General features: G+C 40.1%; 18 protein-coding genes and 1 tRNA gene. All 19 read left to right on the forward strand.

All coding sequences use genetic code 11. From position 1 onward, the window contains the following. Window positions 1-45 precede the first annotated feature (45 nt). Window positions 46-3,165 carry a DUF6240 domain-containing protein gene (locus tag BMW61_RS11460; protein ID WP_091822015.1) on the forward strand — a complete coding sequence of 1,040 codons (3,120 nt, stop codon included), beginning with the start codon at window positions 46-48 and terminating at the stop codon, window positions 3,163-3,165. A gap of 24 nt (window positions 3,166-3,189) precedes the next feature. After that, window positions 3,190-4,818: a flagellin N-terminal helical domain-containing protein gene (locus BMW61_RS11465; RefSeq protein WP_049946153.1), complete on the forward strand. Its 1,629-nt coding sequence runs from the start codon at window positions 3,190-3,192 to the stop codon at window positions 4,816-4,818. A 29-nt stretch (window positions 4,819-4,847) separates the two neighbouring features. Next, window positions 4,848-5,324: a flagellar export chaperone FliS gene (locus BMW61_RS11470; RefSeq protein WP_091822017.1), complete on the forward strand. Its 477-nt coding sequence runs from the start codon at window positions 4,848-4,850 to the stop codon at window positions 5,322-5,324. Window positions 5,325-5,707: 383 nt separating this feature from the next. Beyond that, entirely contained in the window at window positions 5,708-6,139 is a 432-nt protein-coding gene (locus BMW61_RS11475; protein ID WP_091822020.1) for a prepilin peptidase, read from the forward strand. Between the two features lie 20 nt (window positions 6,140-6,159). Next, on the forward strand, window positions 6,160-7,119 hold the full coding sequence (locus BMW61_RS11480) for a P-loop NTPase family protein (protein WP_091822023.1): 960 nt from the start codon (window positions 6,160-6,162) through the stop codon (window positions 7,117-7,119). A gap of 13 nt (window positions 7,120-7,132) precedes the next feature. After that, entirely contained in the window at window positions 7,133-8,350 is a 1,218-nt protein-coding gene (locus BMW61_RS11485) for a CpaF family protein (protein WP_044959054.1), read from the forward strand. Then, window positions 8,325-9,050 (forward strand): type II secretion system F family protein, encoded by a 726-nt coding sequence (locus BMW61_RS11490; protein WP_022763016.1) that lies wholly within the window; start codon window positions 8,325-8,327, stop codon window positions 9,048-9,050. The genes BMW61_RS11485 and BMW61_RS11490 overlap by 26 nt, the downstream gene beginning before the upstream one ends. A 12-nt stretch (window positions 9,051-9,062) precedes the next feature. Continuing rightward, window positions 9,063-10,547, forward strand: a complete 1,485-nt coding sequence (locus BMW61_RS11495; protein ID WP_091822025.1) for an immunoglobulin-like domain-containing protein — start codon at window positions 9,063-9,065, stop codon at window positions 10,545-10,547. 58 nt (window positions 10,548-10,605) lie between these two features. Beyond that, a complete protein-coding gene (locus BMW61_RS23055) occupies window positions 10,606-10,848 on the forward strand; it encodes a Flp1 family type IVb pilin (protein ID WP_330363785.1) in 243 nt (80 codons plus the stop codon). Further along, window positions 10,826-12,271, forward strand: a complete 1,446-nt coding sequence (locus BMW61_RS11505) for a DUF5702 domain-containing protein (protein ID WP_139176283.1) — start codon at window positions 10,826-10,828, stop codon at window positions 12,269-12,271. Before BMW61_RS23055 ends, BMW61_RS11505 begins: the two co-directional genes overlap by 23 nt. Before the next feature lie 75 nt (window positions 12,272-12,346). Next, the gene (locus tag BMW61_RS11515) at window positions 12,347-13,234 is read left to right on the forward strand and encodes a hypothetical protein (RefSeq protein ID WP_139176284.1); all 888 of its coding nucleotides are present in this window, start codon (window positions 12,347-12,349) and stop codon (window positions 13,232-13,234) included. 12 nt (window positions 13,235-13,246) lie between these two features. Then, window positions 13,247-13,720 carry a prepilin peptidase gene (locus tag BMW61_RS11520; RefSeq protein WP_026498374.1) on the forward strand — a complete coding sequence of 158 codons (474 nt, stop codon included), beginning with the start codon at window positions 13,247-13,249 and terminating at the stop codon, window positions 13,718-13,720. Then, the gene (locus BMW61_RS21905) at window positions 13,707-14,201 is read left to right on the forward strand and encodes a TadE family protein (RefSeq protein WP_175475173.1); all 495 of its coding nucleotides are present in this window, start codon (window positions 13,707-13,709) and stop codon (window positions 14,199-14,201) included. The genes BMW61_RS11520 and BMW61_RS21905 overlap by 14 nt, the downstream gene beginning before the upstream one ends. Beyond that, entirely contained in the window at window positions 14,201-15,625 is a 1,425-nt protein-coding gene (locus BMW61_RS11525) for a DUF6382 domain-containing protein (RefSeq protein WP_175475174.1), read from the forward strand. The genes BMW61_RS21905 and BMW61_RS11525 overlap by 1 nt, the downstream gene beginning before the upstream one ends. A gap of 80 nt (window positions 15,626-15,705) precedes the next feature. Continuing rightward, window positions 15,706-16,707, forward strand: coding sequence for an SCP2 sterol-binding domain-containing protein (locus BMW61_RS11530; RefSeq protein WP_091822038.1), 1,002 nt, complete (start codon window positions 15,706-15,708; stop codon window positions 16,705-16,707). A 23-nt stretch (window positions 16,708-16,730) separates the two neighbouring features. After that, window positions 16,731-17,141, forward strand: a complete 411-nt coding sequence (locus tag BMW61_RS11535; RefSeq protein WP_022763026.1) for an HIT family protein — start codon at window positions 16,731-16,733, stop codon at window positions 17,139-17,141. Between the two features lie 46 nt (window positions 17,142-17,187). Then, complete coding sequence (locus tag BMW61_RS11540) at window positions 17,188-18,030, forward strand: fumarate hydratase (RefSeq protein WP_091822041.1); 843 nt, start codon at window positions 17,188-17,190, stop codon at window positions 18,028-18,030. A 74-nt stretch (window positions 18,031-18,104) separates the two neighbouring features. After that, window positions 18,105-18,656, forward strand: coding sequence for a Fe-S-containing hydro-lyase (locus BMW61_RS11545; protein WP_022763028.1), 552 nt, complete (start codon window positions 18,105-18,107; stop codon window positions 18,654-18,656). 111 nt (window positions 18,657-18,767) lie between these two features. Next, window positions 18,768-18,855, forward strand: a tRNA-Ser gene (locus BMW61_RS11550). Window positions 18,856-19,299 lie beyond the last annotated feature (444 nt).

A 19,299-nucleotide genomic window follows, 5' to 3' on the forward strand; every position in this document is an offset into this window, starting at 1 on the left:
GCACAAAGAGTGTTTATCACCTTTTTCTTGAAATCGGAGAAATATATGAACGTGAATTTAAATGCTATTAATGGAATGGAATCCGATATTGATAGTACAAGAAAGAGCATGGATGCAGGAGTAAATTTTACTCTTTCAAATGTAAAAAGCACGCAGCCAAGGGGCGCGGTAGCAGTTGACCTGGCAGGAAGCCTTAGCAATGAGCAAGGGCTTGTTAAAGCCGGAAAAACACAAAACGATATAATGACGGAGGCGCAGAATACAGATGCGGCTATTCGTCATAATTATATGTCGGTAATGGCCAATAATATGTCTTCAGAGGATTTTGCAAAAGCAGCTGCTGAAGGCTTTGATTTTAGTGATATGAAACCGGAAGAAACTGTGACTATACTCGACAAAATCAAGGCTACACTTGCTATGTCAGGGACAGAAGTTATAGGCTATACGGATACTATATCTGCCGAGGAACTTACGAAGATAACAGGAAGCAGATCCTTTGCCAATGATATAATCTCTTCTTTTCAGGAGAATGACATTCCCATTACTGAGAATAATGTTTCGGATACAATGGCAGTTTATGACAATATGAAGGAAATAACTGCTCTTAGTGATGGTGCGGTCAAATTTATGACATTAAATGAACTTGAACCCACCATGGAAAATATCTATCTTGCTGAGCATGCGACAAACGGACAAAACAGAAAGTCCGGAATGTTCATTGCACTTGAAGCAGAGGGGTATTATGGCCAAAAAGCTGAGAAAATCGAATGGCAATCCTTGGAACAGCAGGCAAAAAAGGTAATTGAAGAGGCTGGTTTTGACCCATTGAAGAAAAGCGTTCTTGAAGAAGCTAAGTGGATGATAGAGGAGTCGATTCCTCTGACAAAAGAAAATCTTCAAAAGGTAGATGAGCTTAAAAGCCTGACTTTGCCAATGACGCAGGAAGAAATAGTAAAGTCTGCAGCAATATCCATAGTAAATAAGAACGGTGCAGCCAAGGGTAATATAAATGAGCAGGAAAGCACCATTGATAAAGCTGTACGAATTGAAAAAGCAGTGGACAGGATAAGCACTAAGGCAATTGAAAGAGCCTTCCTGGACGATAAAGAAATAAATATAAAAAATCTATCCGAAGCTGAGAGAACAGTTGAAGAAGATAGCGGTCTAGGCACGAAGAAAACAGAAGAAAAAAGAATTAGTGTCGAAGATAATCTTCTGCCGGAGAAAAAAATCCAAGTACTTGAGGCCAGAAAACAGCTTGAGGAAATCAGGCTAAAAATGACAGTTACAGCAAATGTAAGACTTCTTGATAAAGGATTTAATCTGGAAACAGAGCCGATAACAAAGGTTATAGAGGCTTTGGATAAAGAAATAGATTCTCTTAGCAGGGAGCTTTTCGGAGAGACTGATCCTTCCAAATATAATCTGTTTGAAGAAACAACCGCAAAAATCTCCGAATTTAAAGAATTGCCAATAGCATTCATTGGAAGACATGATCTCTCAATGAAAGAGAGTCTTGGTGAAATCTATGATGATGCTAAGGCAATCCAGCATCGCTATGAAAAAGCAGGTGCTACATATGAAGCTGTCGGAACCGAAGTAAGAGCAGATCTCGGAGATAATATCAAAAAGGCTTTCAGAAATGTTGATGACCTGCTTAAAGACATTGGACAGGAAATTAATGAGGAAAACAGAAGAGTAGTCAGAATACTCGGATATAACCGGATGGAAGTGTCGGAAGAGAATATTGAGCGGGTCAGAGCAATGGATGAAAAGCTTATGAGTACCATAAATAAGCTAAAACCCGGAGCGGTTCTCAACATGATACGTGATGGACATAATCCGCTGAAAATGACGCTCGATCAACTATCAAGCGAGCTGTCAGATCAGGATAAGAATTCGGGAAAACAGGAAGAAAAGTACGCCAGATTTCTTTATAAACTTGAAAAAAATGCCGAAATAACACCTGAGGAGAGAGAATCTTTCATTGGCATTTACAGACTTTTTAATACGCTCAAAGTTACAGATAATGCCGCTATAGGCGCGGTATTGGAGACCGGAGCCGAGATGACTCTTGAAAATTTGTTATCGGCGGTCCGCTCATCCAGAACTGAAAAGAAGGGAATGGATTTCAAGGTTGATGACAAATTCGGCGGAGTGGAAGGAAAGAAAACTCTGGCAAAATCCATATCAGCACAGATAGAAACAGCATTTATATATTACAGTGAAAAAGCGGATGTGGTTTATGACAACCTCGAACCTGAGAAACTTCATGCAGCGAAGGCAAAAGAAGAAATGCTTCTGGACGAGCTTGCAGATAAACTGACAGAAGCAGAAGAAACCCCGGAAGGAACGGAAGCAGACGAAAAATACTACAGCGAAAAAGCCTCAGACTTAAGAAAAATAGCATCCGGACAAATATCGGAAGAAATGGCTAAGGAACTTGCAAGATATAGTATTGAAGCAAATGTAGAAAATGTTCAGGCATATCTCAATCTTAAATCCGGACGAAAGGGGAGGGAAACCTCTGTATGGGATCATGCAGAAAAAATTGCAAAGCTGGCATTTAAGGAAACCAGGCAGAAAATGCTGGATGATCTCATTAATGAAGACAACTATGAAGAGGCTTACGTTGAGAAAATGCTTGAGCTATCGGAAAGTCTGGATAATATTTTGATGAATGAAACCGATACATACATAGATGTCAGAACCATTCATCTTATGCAAAAACAACTCACGGTAGCAACAAACATGGCAAGACAGAAGAGTTTTGAGATTCCGGTTGAGCTGGAAGGAAGAACCGTATCCATGCACGTAACTTTAAGAGAGACAGCTCTTGATGGAAGAAAAGTAGAAGCGGAAGTTGAAACTATAGATTACGGACACATTTCAATGGCCATGACAATTGAGGATAACGTGATAAAAGGCGCATTTGCTGCAGCATATCCGCATACAGGTGAAATGGCCGAATATATGACAGAGCTTAGACAAAGATTTATAGATGGGCTAAAAGAAGCAGAGCCCGAACTTTTAACAGATAGTACAAATATCGGAATATTCTATCGCAGACAGGAAGCCGGAAGCGCGATAGCCGGATCGGAAAACGGAGTTTTCGAAAATCGCACATTGCTAAGGATGGCAGAGATTTTTGTACACGCAGTATAGGAATATACAGAATCGGAGGTCATCATGCAGGTTAACTACAATATTTCAGCAATGATTGCGAACAATGCCCTTGTTGCAAATGATAACAAGCTGGCGGAATCCATTGAGAGACTTTCAAGTGGATTAAAAATTGCAAACGCCAAGGACAATCCGTCCGGCCTTGCAATATCAAGGCGCATGAATGCACAGATTAAGAGCCTTGGTGTAGCAGGCGGCAATTCAGGAGACGGCGTATCCGTGATTCAGACCGCTGACGGTACTCTTCATGAAGTTCACGACATTCTTCAAAGAATGAGTGTGCTTGCCGTTCAGGCAGCAAACGGAACTAACAGTCAGACAGATCTAGATATTATCCAGGATGAAATCGTACAGTTGAAGGATGAAATAACAAGAATATCAGAGGCTACCCAGTTTAACGGGCAGACTCTTCTTGATGGCACCTTTGATTTCAGAGGCTATACTACTGTTGACGATGATACCGATCCTGACATAACAATAAACAGTTATAGTGATTTGATTGACGGCGGAAACTATTATATCGAAGGGCTTTACTGCGACTATGATGAAAAGACAGGTAAGGTAACACTTCTTGATGAAGACGGGTACAAAGCAGAATCGGTTAAGATTGATGTTACAAGGATTACCCTTTCCCAGGGCAGAGATAAAGAAATAACCTATATGTCGGAAGCCAACGTTACTGTAGATGGCGATCTTATTAAGATTGCCACCAGGGATGGCAGAGAGATTGAAATAAAAGCAAATAAGAAACTGGAGGGAGAACGCATTGACATGGAACTCACAAGAAAGGGTGCCATGACTATGCAGATTGGTGCTAACGAAGGTCAGACGCTTGACATCAGAATTCCAAAGATAACCCTGAGCAATTTGGGAATTGAATATGCAGATGTTAGCAGGACCTTTAAAGATGACCTTATAGATGCTGTAGACTATTTAGATGCTGATGATTATATGTCATATTCTGAAAAACAAAGAATCATCGATATGACATATTATGACAGTACGAAACAAGCTATAGATGAAACCAAAGGTATAGAAGATGGCTCATCATATTATTTCATAAATAGAGATGATGCACGAAAGATATCTGAGGAATACAGAAAAACGCAGGATGCAATCAAGGATTATTACGATGCTGAGGCTGAACAGATTCAGAAGATTCAGGATAAGGCAGCAGCTGATATAGCAGCAAATCCTGCAAATCAGGCGGCGATTGAGGCACAAAGAGATCTGGATATTGCAATTACACAGGCCAATTATGATGACCTTCGAACAAGAGCCCAAAATGATTACGAAACAAAGGTAGAGGACATCATGAAAGCCGGAGATGAAAGAGGAAGAAATGCTCCACATACCGGTGCGGATCAGTTAATTGAGGATATTGGCAATGCCATTCAGAAGGTTTCTGATATTCGAAGCAGGCTGGGTGCGTATCAGAACAGACTGGATCATACAATCAGCAATATCAATGTAACCAGCGAGAATATGACTGCTGCTTATTCCAGAATAATGGATGTGGATATGGCAGAGGAAATGACCGTATATTCCACACAGCAGGTGCTTTCTCAGGCGGGAACCAGCATGCTTGCACAGGCTAATGAAAGACCTCAACAGGTTTTGCAGCTTCTCCAGTAATTTTATGGTGAATTTTTGAGGGAATATCTATGACAAAAGAAAAGAAACATGCATATACAAGAAGAATAACGTTAGCCAATAAAACCCAGATGATAACAATTCTGTATGAAATGGTACTCGACTATATCAGCGAAGCGGAAGAATGTCTGGAATATGATGATAAAACAGGCTTTATTGAAGGGCTCCGCAGAGCCATGAACTGCATTGATGAATTGATTCATTCACTGAATGTGAACTATGAACTGGGAAATAATCTTCTTGCTCTGTACCTGTTTGAGAAGAAACAGATTATCAGATCTATAGGAAAGCTGAGTAAAGACGGGCTTTCCCATGTAACAGGAACCTTTGAAAAACTTCATGAAGCATATCTTTCGCTGGAAAAAGAGGACAGAGAAGACGCACTAATGACAAATGTACCAAAAGTCTATGCGGGACTTACATACGGAAAAGGGCGTTTACAAGAGAGTATAAGCGGAGATCTGGTATCACGGGGATATATGGCCTGAGAAATTAAAGAAAATTTAATAATTCAATTTTGGCGATTTTTTTCTACTATATATTAATCAAACAGCCGAACTGACAAAAATAAGGGATGTCAGTTCGGCTGTTTATATGTCACACGAGCGAAATTAAAACTTTCTTAAGAAAAAAATCGAAGGAAAAATTCAGGCCGGAAGCGGTATTGCGCCGCTGATTTTTCGGTGATAATATCGTCACCGACAGCGACGGAATGGATAGGAATTTAACGCTGTCCAGAATTTTATAAACATAAATATGCCGGTGCGGGCGTTCATCGCTTTCTCCAAAATCAATTATACGTACATCCTTAATGCAATCGCATTTACACCGGCATGTTTATTACTCTTTCAGAAAGGATTGAAACGAAATTATGACAATTCCGATTTTGTATTGCCTGGTCTCCGGATCGGCAATTACAGATATATTGAAAAATAAAATATTTAACAGCTGGCTCCTTATGGGATGTTTGGCAAAATTTGCTTTTTGCTTAACAGGCAGCGGTATGCAGGAACTTATATTTATACCAATAGCAAAAGCGCTACTGACTCTTATGTTTCTTGTTCCGGTATATATAGTTCATGGCATAGGAGGCGGAGATCTGAAACTTTTTGCGGTTCTTTCAATGTTTCTTACCACGGGAGAAACTGTGAGTTCGATAATAATTGCATTTATCATAGCTGCTGTGATCGGAGTGCTGAAGATTTTTATCCAAAAGGATCATAACTGCACCATTCACTTTGCCGTCCCTATTATGATCAGTGTCTTTCTTGTGACAGGCGGTGGTGGTCTTATATGCACTTAATGAAGAGGAAATGAATAATTATGAATAAGAATATTTTAATAATATGTGATAAGGACAAGAATTATTGTAAAAAACTGGACAGCTTTATAAGAGATAATCTCAGCATCCCATTTGACATCTTTGAGATAACGGATATGAAGCATTTATCAGGCTTTAGGGATGAGACACAGAATGTTTTACTTCTAATATCGGAGGCTCTGTTCAATATAGAAAGTGTAAGCGGTTTTCAACACATAATCGTATTAAAGGAAAACGAACGGGATCTTGCGGAATGCGATAAGTCCTATGGACTAAAAGATGTGGATATAAGATACATGGATAAATACCAAAAGAGTGAGCATATCACAGATAGTATCCTCAGCATGTGTCTGGACATCCCCGGAATAGTTGTAAAGAGTAAAAAGGGTGATACCGGAAAGAAGATGAAAATAATAGGCTTTTATACACCGGTACCTAATACTGATCAGACCAGCGAGGCTATTGGTTTTGCAAGGCGGTTATGCGAAAAAGAAAAGGCTTTATACATTAATACAGACAGCTTTTGTACTAATAAAATCATAAGGAGTGACACATATTCCGAGACTTTGCTGGATCTTATGTACTTTGCTGAGTGTGGTGGCGATAAGTTTGGTATTTATCTGGAGAGAATAGTAAGACATGATAAAGAACTTGATTTTGTTCCGGCTTCTTCCAGTGCATGTCAGAGCCGACTTATAACCGGAAGAGAGTATGAAAAGCTCTTTGAGCAGATAGAGGATACAGGAAAATATACCAGCCTCGTAGTGGATATCGCGGAGGGCGTAAGAGAACTGTTTGAGATGCTTCGCCTTTGTGATGAGGTCTATATGTTGTCAAATGATGATTATAATGCACATATGAGAATTGAATTATTTTTAAATGAGCTGCACTCCGATGAGGAATTTGACATGAGAAATTTACATAGAATAAGCAGAATCGGAGGTGAGAACCTTGGAACGTGAGGCTCTTAAAACAATGATTCGTGATCAGATACTTGAAGGAATGGATTTTTCACGAGATGTTGATGACGAAGAAATGCTTGAGAGAATAGATAAAGGAATAATATACGGATGCAGAAAAGAGCAGCTTTCGCTTGATGAAAAAATACAGCTGCGAAAAGAACTTTTTTATTCAATCAGAAAACTTGATGTTCTGCAGCTACTGGTAGATGATCCTGGGATAACCGAGATCATGGTTAACGGTGTCGACCATATTTTTATAGAGAAAAACGGGAGATTATACAGACATGAAATGAAATTTGAATCTCTTCAAAAACTTGAAGATGTAATACAACAGATAGTCAGTAAATGCAACAGAGTAGTAAATGAGGCATCGCCGATAGTTGATGCCAGACTTGAAAACGGTTCACGTGTCAATGTTGTTCTTTCGCCTGTGGCGCTTAACGGTCCAATCCTTACAATCAGAAGGTTCCCGGACAATCCCATAACAATTAATAAGTTGATAAGTATAGGTTCAATTAAAAAAGAGCTTGCAGAATATCTGCAAACTCTGGTTAAGGCCGGCTATAACATCTTTATTTCGGGTGGGACAGGATCCGGTAAAACAACATTTTTAAATGCACTTTCGGACAGCATACCTGAAGACGAGAGAGTGATAACGATTGAGGACAATGCTGAATTACAGATAAATCATGTCCCGAACATAGTCCGGATGGAGACCAGAAACTCAAATGTAGAAGGGTGTAAGCCAATTACTATCAGAGACCTTATAAAATCCTCTCTCCGAATGCGTCCTGACAGAATAGTGGTAGGAGAGGTCCGCGGAGATGAGTGTGTTGACATGCTTCAGGCTATGAATACCGGACACATATCTATGTCAACGGGGCATGCAAATACAGCAAGGGACATGCTCTCACGTCTGGAGACAATGTTTCTTATGGGAATGGATCTTCCTCTTGCGGCTGTAAGAGGGCAGATAGCATCGGGGATAGACATCATTGTGCAGCTGGGAAGACTTCGCGATAAATCTAGGAAAGTTCTTGAAGTTTGTGAACTAACAGGAAGGACCGTGCCAATGACCGGAGAGATAGAAATAAGAACATTGTACAAGTTTTATGAAACAGGTACGGATGAAACAGGAAAGATATTAGGAGAATGGAGGTGTGAAAATGAACTTGAAAATGTATCAAAGCTGGAAGCGGCGGGTCTTGGATTTAAAAGTGACAGCCTTTGATATACCGCTTATAGGTAGAAATATTCTGGTTCTTCTAATGATAGGAAAACTATTTTATGGCAGTTTTATCGCATCAATTCTGATATTTCCTTTATCTATCCCATGGTTTGTTATTCAAAAAGAGCAAAAGATAAAAAAGGAAAACCATGATCTCGGAATTCAGTTTAAGGATGCCATGATGGCGGTTTTGGCTGCTCAAAAGGCAGGATATTCCATAGAGAATTCTTTTAAGGAAGCAATACACGATATGAGAATTCTGTACGGGAAAAGTGCACCTATCTTCAGAGAACTGCAGCGCATAGAACAGGGAATAAAAAACAGCGTAACCATAGAAGTCATGCTTAGAGAACTGGGGAGACGCAGTAATAATAAGGACATTGAAGAATTTGCGGCTGTGTTTGCGGTTGCCAAAAGAAGCGGCGGAAATATGACTGAAACCATAGAAAGATGCATAGATCTGATAGGAAAGAGAATGGATGTTGAAAATGAAATTGATATCCTTATTGCCGCAAAGAGAATGGAGGCACAGATAATGGAGGTTGTCCCTTTCGGAATAATGACTTATGTGGGGCTGACCAATCCGGGGTTTTTTGATGCTTTATATGGCAATCCGCTCGGGATAGTCATCATGACAGTTTGTCTCGTCATATATATTGCTGCGTATTTGCTGACCCAGAAAATTGTGGATATTGAGATCTGACAGGAGAAACTAATGAGAATACTAATGGTGATATACATGGTAATTCCGGTTTTTATAGGACTATTACTGATATTATCCTTCGACGAAAGAATACCGGATACCGAAGGGGAAAAACCGGAGGGAATAGAAAAAATCTTTTTAAAGACGGCCTCTTATATATTCAGGAGATTTGTCGAAAAAAACAGGCTTTTTCTTAAATCCCATGGAAGGCGCCGGGTGAGAGAAAATCTGCAAAAGCTTGATTCAGAGGCAGATGTACAAAAAAGATTGAGTGATTACTACATAAAGAAAATAAGTGTCGTTCTGATAATTGTATTTCTCGGATCGCTTCTATCGCTATTGTCCTGCTTTTCCTCAAGGAGAAATACTTCTCTTAATAGCGAGGGAGAGGTTATAAGAAGCGACTATGGGAAGGGTGACAGAAAAACGCAGCTGGTGGCCATGGATGAGGAGGGAGAAAAACTTGGAGCTTTTAACGTCTCTATCGCAGAAAAAGAATATTCAGAGAAAGAATCGGAAGAACTGTATAAAGAAATGCTAAAGGCGTTGTCCCAAGAAATACTCTTGGAAAATAAAGACTTAAGACATGTGAAAAGCGACCTGAAGCTTCCTTCGCAGCTCAAAGGATATCCGTTTGAGATTTCATGGAAATCCGACAACATCGATGTAATTCACTCTGACGGAAAGGTAATGAATGAAGACATTTTCTTTGAGACATCCAGAGTTTTACTGACTGCCAATATCACGTATCGCGACTATGAATGGGAAAACGATTTTGAGATCACTGTTGTTCCAAGGGACTTTACCGATGAAGAAATCATTAAGCAGGAGATTGAAGGAAACATCAAAAAAACCGAGGAAGAAACACGGACAAAAGACAGATTTATGCTTCCTGCAAATGTCGAAGGAATAAAACTCTTCTGGAAAGAGGCTACAGACGAAAACAGCATAATGATCCTTATGCTTTCAATTATAGCAGCGGCAACGATTTTTATAGCCGGAGACAGAGATCTTACAAAGAAAGTGGAGTACAGAAGAAGGCAAATGATTCTGGAATATCCGGCTTTTGTATCAAGACTGGTGTTGTATATGGGAAGCGGCATGTCTGTAAGAGCAATATTGAAAAAGTTTGCTAACGAGTATAAAGCCCATATTAAAGATGGCGGAAAACGAAGTTTTTTATATGAGGAAATACTAAAAAGCTGCAACGAGCTTGAGAGCGGAGTTCCTGAATTAAATGTATATGAGAGACTCGGCGTAAGATGCGGCTCGCAGCAATATGCAAGACTTGTGACGCTTTTGTCACAAAATTTAAAGAAAGGAAATTCTGAGATGATGGCTCTTCTTAGGGAAGAGTCAGATAAGGCAACAATAGAGAGAATGTCCTATGCAAGAAAGCTTGGAGAGGAGGCGGGAACAAAACTTCTTGTTCCGATGATTCTCATGCTTCTGATAGTTATGGTGGTAATTATGATACCGGCATATCTGTCATTTTAGCGAAGGTAATCACCACAAGGTGTTACTGAAATATAGTTCATTAAATGAAGGAGGAAAAATGAAAGAACTGATTTTAAACAAGAAAGACATGCTGGAGGCAAAACTAAGATATGTGGTTTCCAGCGCAAAAGACAAGCTTAAGGAACTGCTTTTGGATGAAGCGGGGATGGGAACGGTGGAAGTAATACTGATTATTGTTGTTCTCATCGGGCTTGTAATTATTTTCAAAAAGGAGATAGACGGACTTGTTACCGAGATCTTTAAAACAATCAATTCGGATGCGGCAAAGGTTACAGGCTGATGCCTATATAACGGTTTATCTTTCGTTGTCACTGACAATAATCCTTGCTCTTATTCTTGCACTCTTGCAGGGTGCAAGGATCGGAGCAGTGAGAATGAAATCTGAACTGGTGGTAGATATTGCTATGAACTCAGCTCTCGGAGAGTACAACAGAGAGCTGTTTGAAAAATACGGACTTCTTCTGATTGATACAACCTATGGAGGGACAAACGGTTCTGTAATTCATACAAGGGATCACATTGAGAAGTATTTTTCTAAAAATTTTGAATTATCTCCGGTGGGATTAGTAACCGGGAGAAGCACAATGATGCCCGCCAGGCTTTCGTCAGCTGACATTACCGGATACTCGGTTGCAACGGACGGTGGCGGAGCTGTGTTAAAAAGACAGATTCTCTCCTACATGGGTTCTGAACCTGTTGAGGCAGCGATAAAAAGTATACAGAATAATGCGGATCAGCTGAAAAATTCCGGGTTCGAGGAAATGAATGTGGAAAATGAGGCACAGAGTAATGCAAATGATATAAATACCCCGAGGGAGCTTGATCTGGACGGAAACGGAGAAAATGAGACCTATTACGTTGATAATCCGGCAGCAGGAGTAACGGCTCAAAAAAGTGTAGGAATTCTCTCGCTGGCAGCACCTGACATTAATGTAATTTCTACAGCTGCTATTGATTCATCTACCTTAGCCTCACACAGAAAACTACTGAAAGGCACCGGCCTTGACGAAACTGTGGCAACGGGAGCAGGACCGGATATGCTTTTTGAGAGATATCTCCATGAAAAGTGCGGATGTTACGGACTTGAAAAAGATGATTCGCACCTAAAATATGAACTGGAATACATATTGGCGGGCAAGGACAGCGATTACGCTAATCTTGAGAAGGTCGTGGAGAGACTGTTCCTTATAAAAGAGGCTGCGAATTATGTATATATAATGAACGATCCTGCAAAACTTGCGGAAGCGGATGCATTGGCACTAACAGCTTCAGTACTTCTTACCCTTCCCGAACTTCAAGAGGCGATAAAGATGGCAATAATATTTGCCTGGACGTTCGCAGAAACAATATCAGATCTTCGAATTCTCTTAAGCGGCGGCAAAGTACCACTAATCAAGACTGCGGATAGCTGGAATCTTTCCCTCGAACATATGCTGGAGTTCAGGGATCATCTGAAAAATGGCGGAGGATCGGGACTAAGCTATGAAGATTACCTGAAGATGCTTTTAATATTGGAAAAGAAACAAAAAAAGACCATGAGACTTATGGATATCATTGAGATAAATATAAGAAAACTCAGTGGCAATGAGGCTTTTTCACTGGATAGATGTGTAGACATAATAAGCGTCGATTTCGATATTTTGGGAGCTTATAACAAAAAGATAGAAATAGAGCGTATATACGGCTACGAAATGTTTGACTGATAAACAGGAGTGGCCGGCGATGGCCTTTTTCATTTATAAGGAAAATAAAAAAATAAAATATGGAAAAAATAAAATATGGGAAAAATAAATGAAAATCGTTCGAAGAACTCAAAAATAAAATTTAATACAAAGGATTTGCTTCTTCGGGCAAATAGAAAAAGGCCGTCGCTGGCTGCTTCTGTCACAATCGAAGCATCATTGGTATTACCCTTGTTTCTCTTTTTCTTTGTCAATCTGCTTGGCGTCTTTGACATTTTAAAATTCCAGTGCGATTTGGAAGCAGCCCTCCACCAAACAGGCAGACAACTTATGATAACCGAAGCCACCACACGATCTTTTGCAAAATCAGAGGATGGTGATTCTGCATTGGGAGCTGCGACAGGAGCATTAAATGCGGCGGTTGCAGGCAAGATGGTAAAAAACTATCTCGGGGAAGAATATCTGGACCACAGTCCTATAAACGGTGGAGCCTCCGGTCTTAAGCTTGGCGAAACAACCTTTTATTCCAATGGAGACATAATTGATATTGTTGCGACCTATAAGGCGCATCCGCTTTTCAAAATAGCAGCGTTTACCGATTTTTCGGTGGAAGGAAGGTTTTACGGACATGCGTTTACCGGATACAGTCCGGGGGAAAGTCATGAAAAGAATGATGAGACGGATGAACTTGTTTATATAACGGATCATGGAACGGTTTATCACAAAAGCCTTGATTGTTCACATTTGAAGCTTAGTGTGAAACAGATTTCAAAATCAGAAGTCAGCGGAAAGAGAAATGCGGACAGAGCAAAGTATTACCCTTGCGAATACTGTGGAAAAAAGGCAGGGAGTTCGGTGTATATAACCAATTTTGGAAGCAGATACCACTCAAACAGAAACTGCAGTGGTATTAAAAGAACAATAAGAACGGTGCGACTTTCGGAGGCAATAGGGAAAAGTCCTTGCAAAGAATGTGCCGGATGATAAGGAGATAGTATGGATTTTTATGAAATTATTGAAAATACGGTAATAGTAAGCCTTTTCTTTAAGGTTTTTGCATTGATAATTTTGATGATCGCAACAATCATGGACATAAGGGAGAAAAAGATTCCTTTATCAATTCCGACCGTACAAATGACACTTTCCGGACTATGTTTTATCTATTTGTGGTCAAAGGGAATTACACAGCCGGCGGATTTCTTATACTCGCTTATTCCCGGAATCGTTTTATTGACAGTAAGCTATTTCACCAGGCAGGGGATTGGGCTAGGAGATGGATTAACGGTACTGGCGCTTGGGCCATTGTTTGGAATAACGGATACCATGCTTATTGTACTTATATCATTTACATTTTCGGCCGTCATCGGAGGAATTCTTCTTATTATGAAAAAAGTATCCGGCAAAAGTGTGATGGCCTTTATGCCATTTCTAACAGTGGGAGTGGGGGTGATGAGCTTTGCCTTCAGATAAGAAGCTGGAACTACCGGCATACATGACAGTAGAGGCAGCTCTTGTAATTCCTGCAGCTATTTTTGGAATTGTTTTGATCATTTACATGGCGTTTATGGTCTATGGGCGATGTGTTCTATCACAGGACGTGTATATTTTGGGTTTCAGAGCGTATCTGCTCTATGAAAAACAGGGTTATTCATCGCCGTGTGATTATGTGACAGACCATTCGGATGAAAAGACCGGAAGCAGATACTTTGGAAGCAGCAAACCGGAAATAAAATCGTCAGTCTCAGGTAAAGACATAAGAATTGACGGAAGTATAACCACAAATCACAGAGCCCTGTTTGGTTACTTTTCAAAAATACCCGACATATGGAAATCCGAAGCTGCTGCAAGAGTAAAGATCATAACACCTGCAAAAACCATGCGGAAAATGAAGAGAGCGAAGGACATTATCACTCAAACGGCAGAGAAAAACAAAAAGAAAGGAAAACCGTAATGGATATTCAATATTATAAGGATGCAAAACACAATTATCTTATATTGGAGGCAGAAGTTAATGAAGATAATATTTTCCAATACAAGATGCTTGAAAACAACAAAATAGATGGCCTATTGCCTTTTAGTCTGAGGAATACTGATGAATGCTACTACTTATATTATGAAATTGATTCGAGGCAGAGCATAAAAAACAGATATGATCGCAAAAAGATGTCTTATGAAAAGCTTAAGCGGTTTTTGTCGGATATGGTTATAACCGCAAAGAACCTGGGAGATTTTCTTCTTGATCCAAGCCATATTATACTTCTTCCGGAGGCAGTCTTTGAGGATTTTTCAACAGGCAGATTCTATTTCATATATGATCCGGTACATGAAAAAACCATAGATCATGCGTTTTTTGAAGGACTTATGGAATATGCTGATCTTGAGGACGGACGATGCTCACAGCTGATTTTCGAACTTCTGGATACAATATGTGATGCCAGCGGAATTGATTTCAGCGTACTGGAAAGAGCGGTTCGAGCAGAACCGGAGGAAGCCTTTATGGAAGAAATGTCCACAATACACACGTCTAAGGATATCTATGAGACAAGAATAAACGCGAATGAGAAAAAAGAGAGCTTTGAAATGAATGATGATGAGGACTTCGAGGATGATGAAGATGAGGCGGAAGCAAAAGATAAATCAGTAACTGAGAAAAAGATAAAAATAATGTTACCGCTGGGAGTGAATTTCCTGATGGCAATGTTGTTTGCCATTATAGCGGGAGCCTTGTGGTACCTCAGATATGCTTATATCCTGACGTATGAGGAAAACATACTGGATATCGCCGTTTTCATGATTAGTGTCATGATGTCTCTTTCCTGTTTTATTTTGCAGCTTAGAAAAAATACAAAAGTATTTGGTAACAAAGTAAAAGAACCAGTGCCTGAGAGTACAACTGATATGGATAAAAACGTAGAAGCTCCACCCTCGGATTTGGTAGAAATGCCTCTATACAGTGCAGATAATAAAGCAGGTTATATAAGAAAAAGAGCGTATGAGCATAATGTTTTGGCGCAGACCGACGAGGATGAAGAAAATGAGGAAACAGTCTTGCTTTCCTTTGATTTTGAGGAAAAGCTTCACAAACTTTACGCAGAGGAGGGAACCGGTCTTGATAATATAGGGCTTCAAAAACTTCCAATGGTTGTCGGAAAGCTATCATCCTGTGCGGATGCGGTAATAAAGGACAAATCGGTTTCCCGAATGCATGCAAGACTGTTCAGAGAGGATCGCAAGACAAATTCTCTGTGGATACAGGATTTAAACTCAACGAATGGTACTTTTGTTAACGGCAGAAGACTTATGCCGAATGAAAAAGTTGAGCTTTTTGAGGATGATGAAGTCTCTTTTGGCAAGTGTGTCTATGCTTATCGATGATGGTGAGGTCAGGTGTCTCAAAGCGCTGATTTATGGTACAATATAGGTTAGTTTGATTCAGCTTACATGGAGATAATGGTATGAAAATCAATATTTATTATGGTGGCAGAGGAATCATAGATGATCCCACTCTCCTGGTCCTGTCCAGAATGACCGGGGTATTCAAGGAACTTAATGTTCAGGTGGAACAGTTTAATCTTTTTGAGCAGAAAAACGGTATCACTGCGCTTCCCGGAACTCTTAAAAATGCAGATGGAATACTACTTGCTTCAACTGTTGAATGGTTTGGAGTAGGTGGATATATGCATCAGTTTTTGGATGCATGCTGGTTGTATGGTGATAAGGACAAAATCGCGGGCCTTCCTATGGCTCCCATTGTGATGTCAACTACTCATGGTGAACGTGAGGGAATGATGGAACTTGCGTCGGCTTGGGAGATACTCGGAGGAGTTCCCCTTGATGGTATTTGCGGATATATTGCCGATACTTCTGCTTTTGAGCGAACTGAGAGTTACCAGAATTATATTGAGAAAAAAGCTGAAAATATATATAGGAATATGAATCAGAAGATGGAGACGCTGCCAACGAGTAATCAGGCAGTTAAGAACAGAGTCTCTATTACTAAGATAACGGATCTCACTCCCCAGGAAACTGAGCAGCTCTCAAGATATGTTTCGAATGAAGAATATGTCCAGAAACAGAAGGAAGACATTCAGGAACTTAGCAGCATTTTCAGGGATAAAATGGATAAGGACCATGCTGCGGAGCACGCAGAAGACTTTATCAGCAGCTTAAAAAGTCATTTTAAGCCTATGCCTGGGATTCACGCAGCTTACCAGATTACACTTCTTGATCAGATAAAAGACAAAGATATTTGCATCAAAATAGATAACCAGGATATGGAATGTAAACCGGGAGAAGCACCGGGCTGTAATGTACATGTGTCAATGAATACATCGGTTTTTGAGCAGATTATATCAGGAAGAATAACTTTCCAGAGAGCATTCATGGAAGGCAATCTGAAGATGAAAGGGGATTTCAAACTGCTGCGAACAATGGATCAGCTGTTTGAGTTTAAATAATTAATCATAAGGGAGAAATGACTATGAAAGATTCAAATTGCATTTTTTGTAAGCTTGCAAACGGGGAGTTTCCCACAAATTCAATTTATGAGGATGATAAGTTCAATGTAATACTGGATAATGGCCCTGCGACAAAGGGGCATTGTCTTATCTTGCCCAAGGATCATTATACGGATATTTTTGAGCTTCCCGAAGAAACAGCAGCAGACGCAATGAAGCTTGCAAAAAAGCTGGCTGGACATTTTATGGAAAAGCTGGGAGCTGACGGAATAAATATCGTACAGAATAATAAAGAGGCAGCCGGCCAGACAGTACCTCATTTTCATCTTCATGTTATTCCCAGATACAAGGATGATGGACAGCATATTTTATGGAATCCCACATCTCCTTCAGCAGAAGAATTAAAAGCGCTTTGTGAAACAATAAAGTTTTGATGACAAATTTCTTATTCATATTAAGAAGTTCTATTCGGAGGAAGAATTGAGAACTATAGATGTATCAGAAATAACCAAAGCTGTAAAAGAGCTTTGCATAGATGCCAATTATACGCTGTCTCCAGACATGAAGGAGGCTATCTGCAAGGCAGGACAGGCTGAGGAATCTGATCTTGGAAAGAAGATTTTTTCTCAGCTTGAAGAGAATCTGAGAATTGCAGAAAAGGATAATATACCCATTTGCCAGGACACGGGAATGGCAGTGTTTTTTATAAATATCGGTCAGGACGTTCACTTCGAGGGTGGGGATCTTACTGATGCCATAAACGAAGGAGTCAGACAGGGATATACTGAGGGATACCTTAGAAAATCAGTGGTAAAGGATCCTCTTATCAGAGAGAATACGGGAGATAATACCCCTGCGGTTATTCACTATAATATTGTGCCCGGAGATAAAGTAGAAATAACTATAGCGCCAAAGGGATTTGGAAGTGAAAATATGAGTAGGGTTTTCATGCTAAAACCCGCTGATGGCGAAGAAGGTGTCAAGGATGCTGTTGTTCAGGCTGTAAAGGATGCGGGCCCTAATGCGTGTCCGCCCATGGTGGTAGGCGTAGGAGTAGGTGGCACCTTTGAAAAGTGTGCGATCATGGCAAAGGAAGCATTAACCAGAAAAACAGGCGAACATTCAGAGATTCCTTATGTGGCAGATATGGAAAAAGAGATACTGGACAGGATAAACAAGACCGGAATTGGTCCCGGCGGACTTGGTGGAACAGTTACTGCTCTTGCTGTGAATATCAATACATATCCGACTCACATCGCAGGACTTCCTGTGGCAGTAAATATATGCTGCCATGTCAACAGACATCGAAGTGTTGTGGTATAAAAATACTTTTTTAAATAAAAACCACTATATATAGAAGAAACTCATTCAAATTATATTTCTGAAAGGGCTGTTATATGGAATATAAGATAACTGCACCATTTGATAAGGACACAATTTCTAAACTCCGCAGTGGAGATATGGTATATATTAGCGGCGATATATATACAGCGAGAGATGCTGCGCACAAGAGAATGAAGGAAACTCTGGATAGAGGAGAGGCTCTTCCTATAAATATAGAAGGAAACGTAATATATTACATGGGACCTTCACCGGCCAGAGAAGGCAGACCTATAGGATCAGCGGGGCCCACAACAGCCAGCCGTATGGACAAGTATGCCCCGGAGCTTCTTGATATGGGATTAAGCGGCATGATAGGAAAAGGAAAACGCAGCAAGGAAGTACTGGATGCTATTGTGCGTAACAAAGCAATATATCTTGCTGCTATCGGTGGCGCGGGTGCGCTTCTATCTAAAGCAATTGTTGAATCAGAGGTTGTAGCATATGATGATCTTGGCACAGAAGCAATACGCAAACTACGTGTCGAAAACTTTCCTGCCATAGTAGTTATAGATTCAGAGGGAAATAATCTGTATGAGACTGCTATAAAGGAGTTTTGCAGAGAATAAAAAACACTTGTTGACAATGCTCTGCTGAATTTGTATAATAACTTTTGCGTTAATGATATAGATGATCGTTAACAGACAACCAAATACCGTTTGGTAGAGGTTTTCAGGCATGGAGAAATACTCAAGTGGCTGAAGAGGCGCCCCTGCTAAGGGTGTAGACCGTTCACGCGGTGCGAGGGTTCAAATCCCTCTTTCTCCGTTAGCAAACCCCGGCAATATATTGCCGGGGTTTTTGTTTGCATTTTTTCAATTGTAATTTACGGAAAGCCCCATTACATCCGGCTATTTGAGAAATTTTTATAAAAATTGAAAAAAATTAAAAAAAGTAATTGACACATAGGGGGACGGGTGATATATTTATATTCGCTCGCTGCGAGTGACAGATGACTGACCGGAAGGATTCAGCGCTTCACAAGCCAGAGCAAAAAAATAAAAAAGTTCTTGACAAGAAGTTGCAAACATGATATTCTATCAGAGTTGCGGCTGACAAGCCAAGACAAAGCACTTTGACAATAAAATAGTAATGCAACCCTGAAAATTCCAAAAAGAATATTCAGAGAACAAAACAACCTAACTTAGGTAAAAACGGACAGAACAAAGCCAAGCAATGTTCTGGCCAGAGAGAACTTGATTGCTGAGACCC

Source organism: Butyrivibrio sp. ob235 (assembly GCF_900109475.1).
Classification (GTDB): domain Bacteria; phylum Bacillota; class Clostridia; order Lachnospirales; family Lachnospiraceae; genus Butyrivibrio.

Coding starts and splice junctions, on each gene's coding strand:
- BMW61_RS11460 (WP_091822015.1), top strand. CDS start 46: ATGAACGTGAATTTAAATGCTATTAATGGAATGGAATCCGATATTGAT.
- BMW61_RS11465 (WP_049946153.1), top strand. CDS start 3,190: ATGCAGGTTAACTACAATATTTCAGCAATGATTGCGAACAATGCCCTT.
- BMW61_RS11470 (WP_091822017.1), top strand. CDS start 4,848: ATGACAAAAGAAAAGAAACATGCATATACAAGAAGAATAACGTTAGCC.
- BMW61_RS11475 (WP_091822020.1), top strand. CDS start 5,708: ATGACAATTCCGATTTTGTATTGCCTGGTCTCCGGATCGGCAATTACA.
- BMW61_RS11480 (WP_091822023.1), top strand. CDS start 6,160: ATGAATAAGAATATTTTAATAATATGTGATAAGGACAAGAATTATTGT.
- BMW61_RS11485 (WP_044959054.1), top strand. CDS start 7,133: ATGATTCGTGATCAGATACTTGAAGGAATGGATTTTTCACGAGATGTT.
- BMW61_RS11495 (WP_091822025.1), top strand. CDS start 9,063: ATGAGAATACTAATGGTGATATACATGGTAATTCCGGTTTTTATAGGA.
- BMW61_RS23055 (WP_330363785.1), top strand. CDS start 10,606: ATGAAAGAACTGATTTTAAACAAGAAAGACATGCTGGAGGCAAAACTA.
- BMW61_RS11505 (WP_139176283.1), top strand. CDS start 10,826: ATGCGGCAAAGGTTACAGGCTGATGCCTATATAACGGTTTATCTTTCG.
- BMW61_RS11515 (WP_139176284.1), top strand. CDS start 12,347: ATGGGAAAAATAAATGAAAATCGTTCGAAGAACTCAAAAATAAAATTT.
- BMW61_RS11520 (WP_026498374.1), top strand. CDS start 13,247: ATGGATTTTTATGAAATTATTGAAAATACGGTAATAGTAAGCCTTTTC.
- BMW61_RS11525 (WP_175475174.1), top strand. CDS start 14,201: ATGGATATTCAATATTATAAGGATGCAAAACACAATTATCTTATATTG.
- BMW61_RS11530 (WP_091822038.1), top strand. CDS start 15,706: ATGAAAATCAATATTTATTATGGTGGCAGAGGAATCATAGATGATCCC.
- BMW61_RS11535 (WP_022763026.1), top strand. CDS start 16,731: ATGAAAGATTCAAATTGCATTTTTTGTAAGCTTGCAAACGGGGAGTTT.
- BMW61_RS11545 (WP_022763028.1), top strand. CDS start 18,105: ATGGAATATAAGATAACTGCACCATTTGATAAGGACACAATTTCTAAA.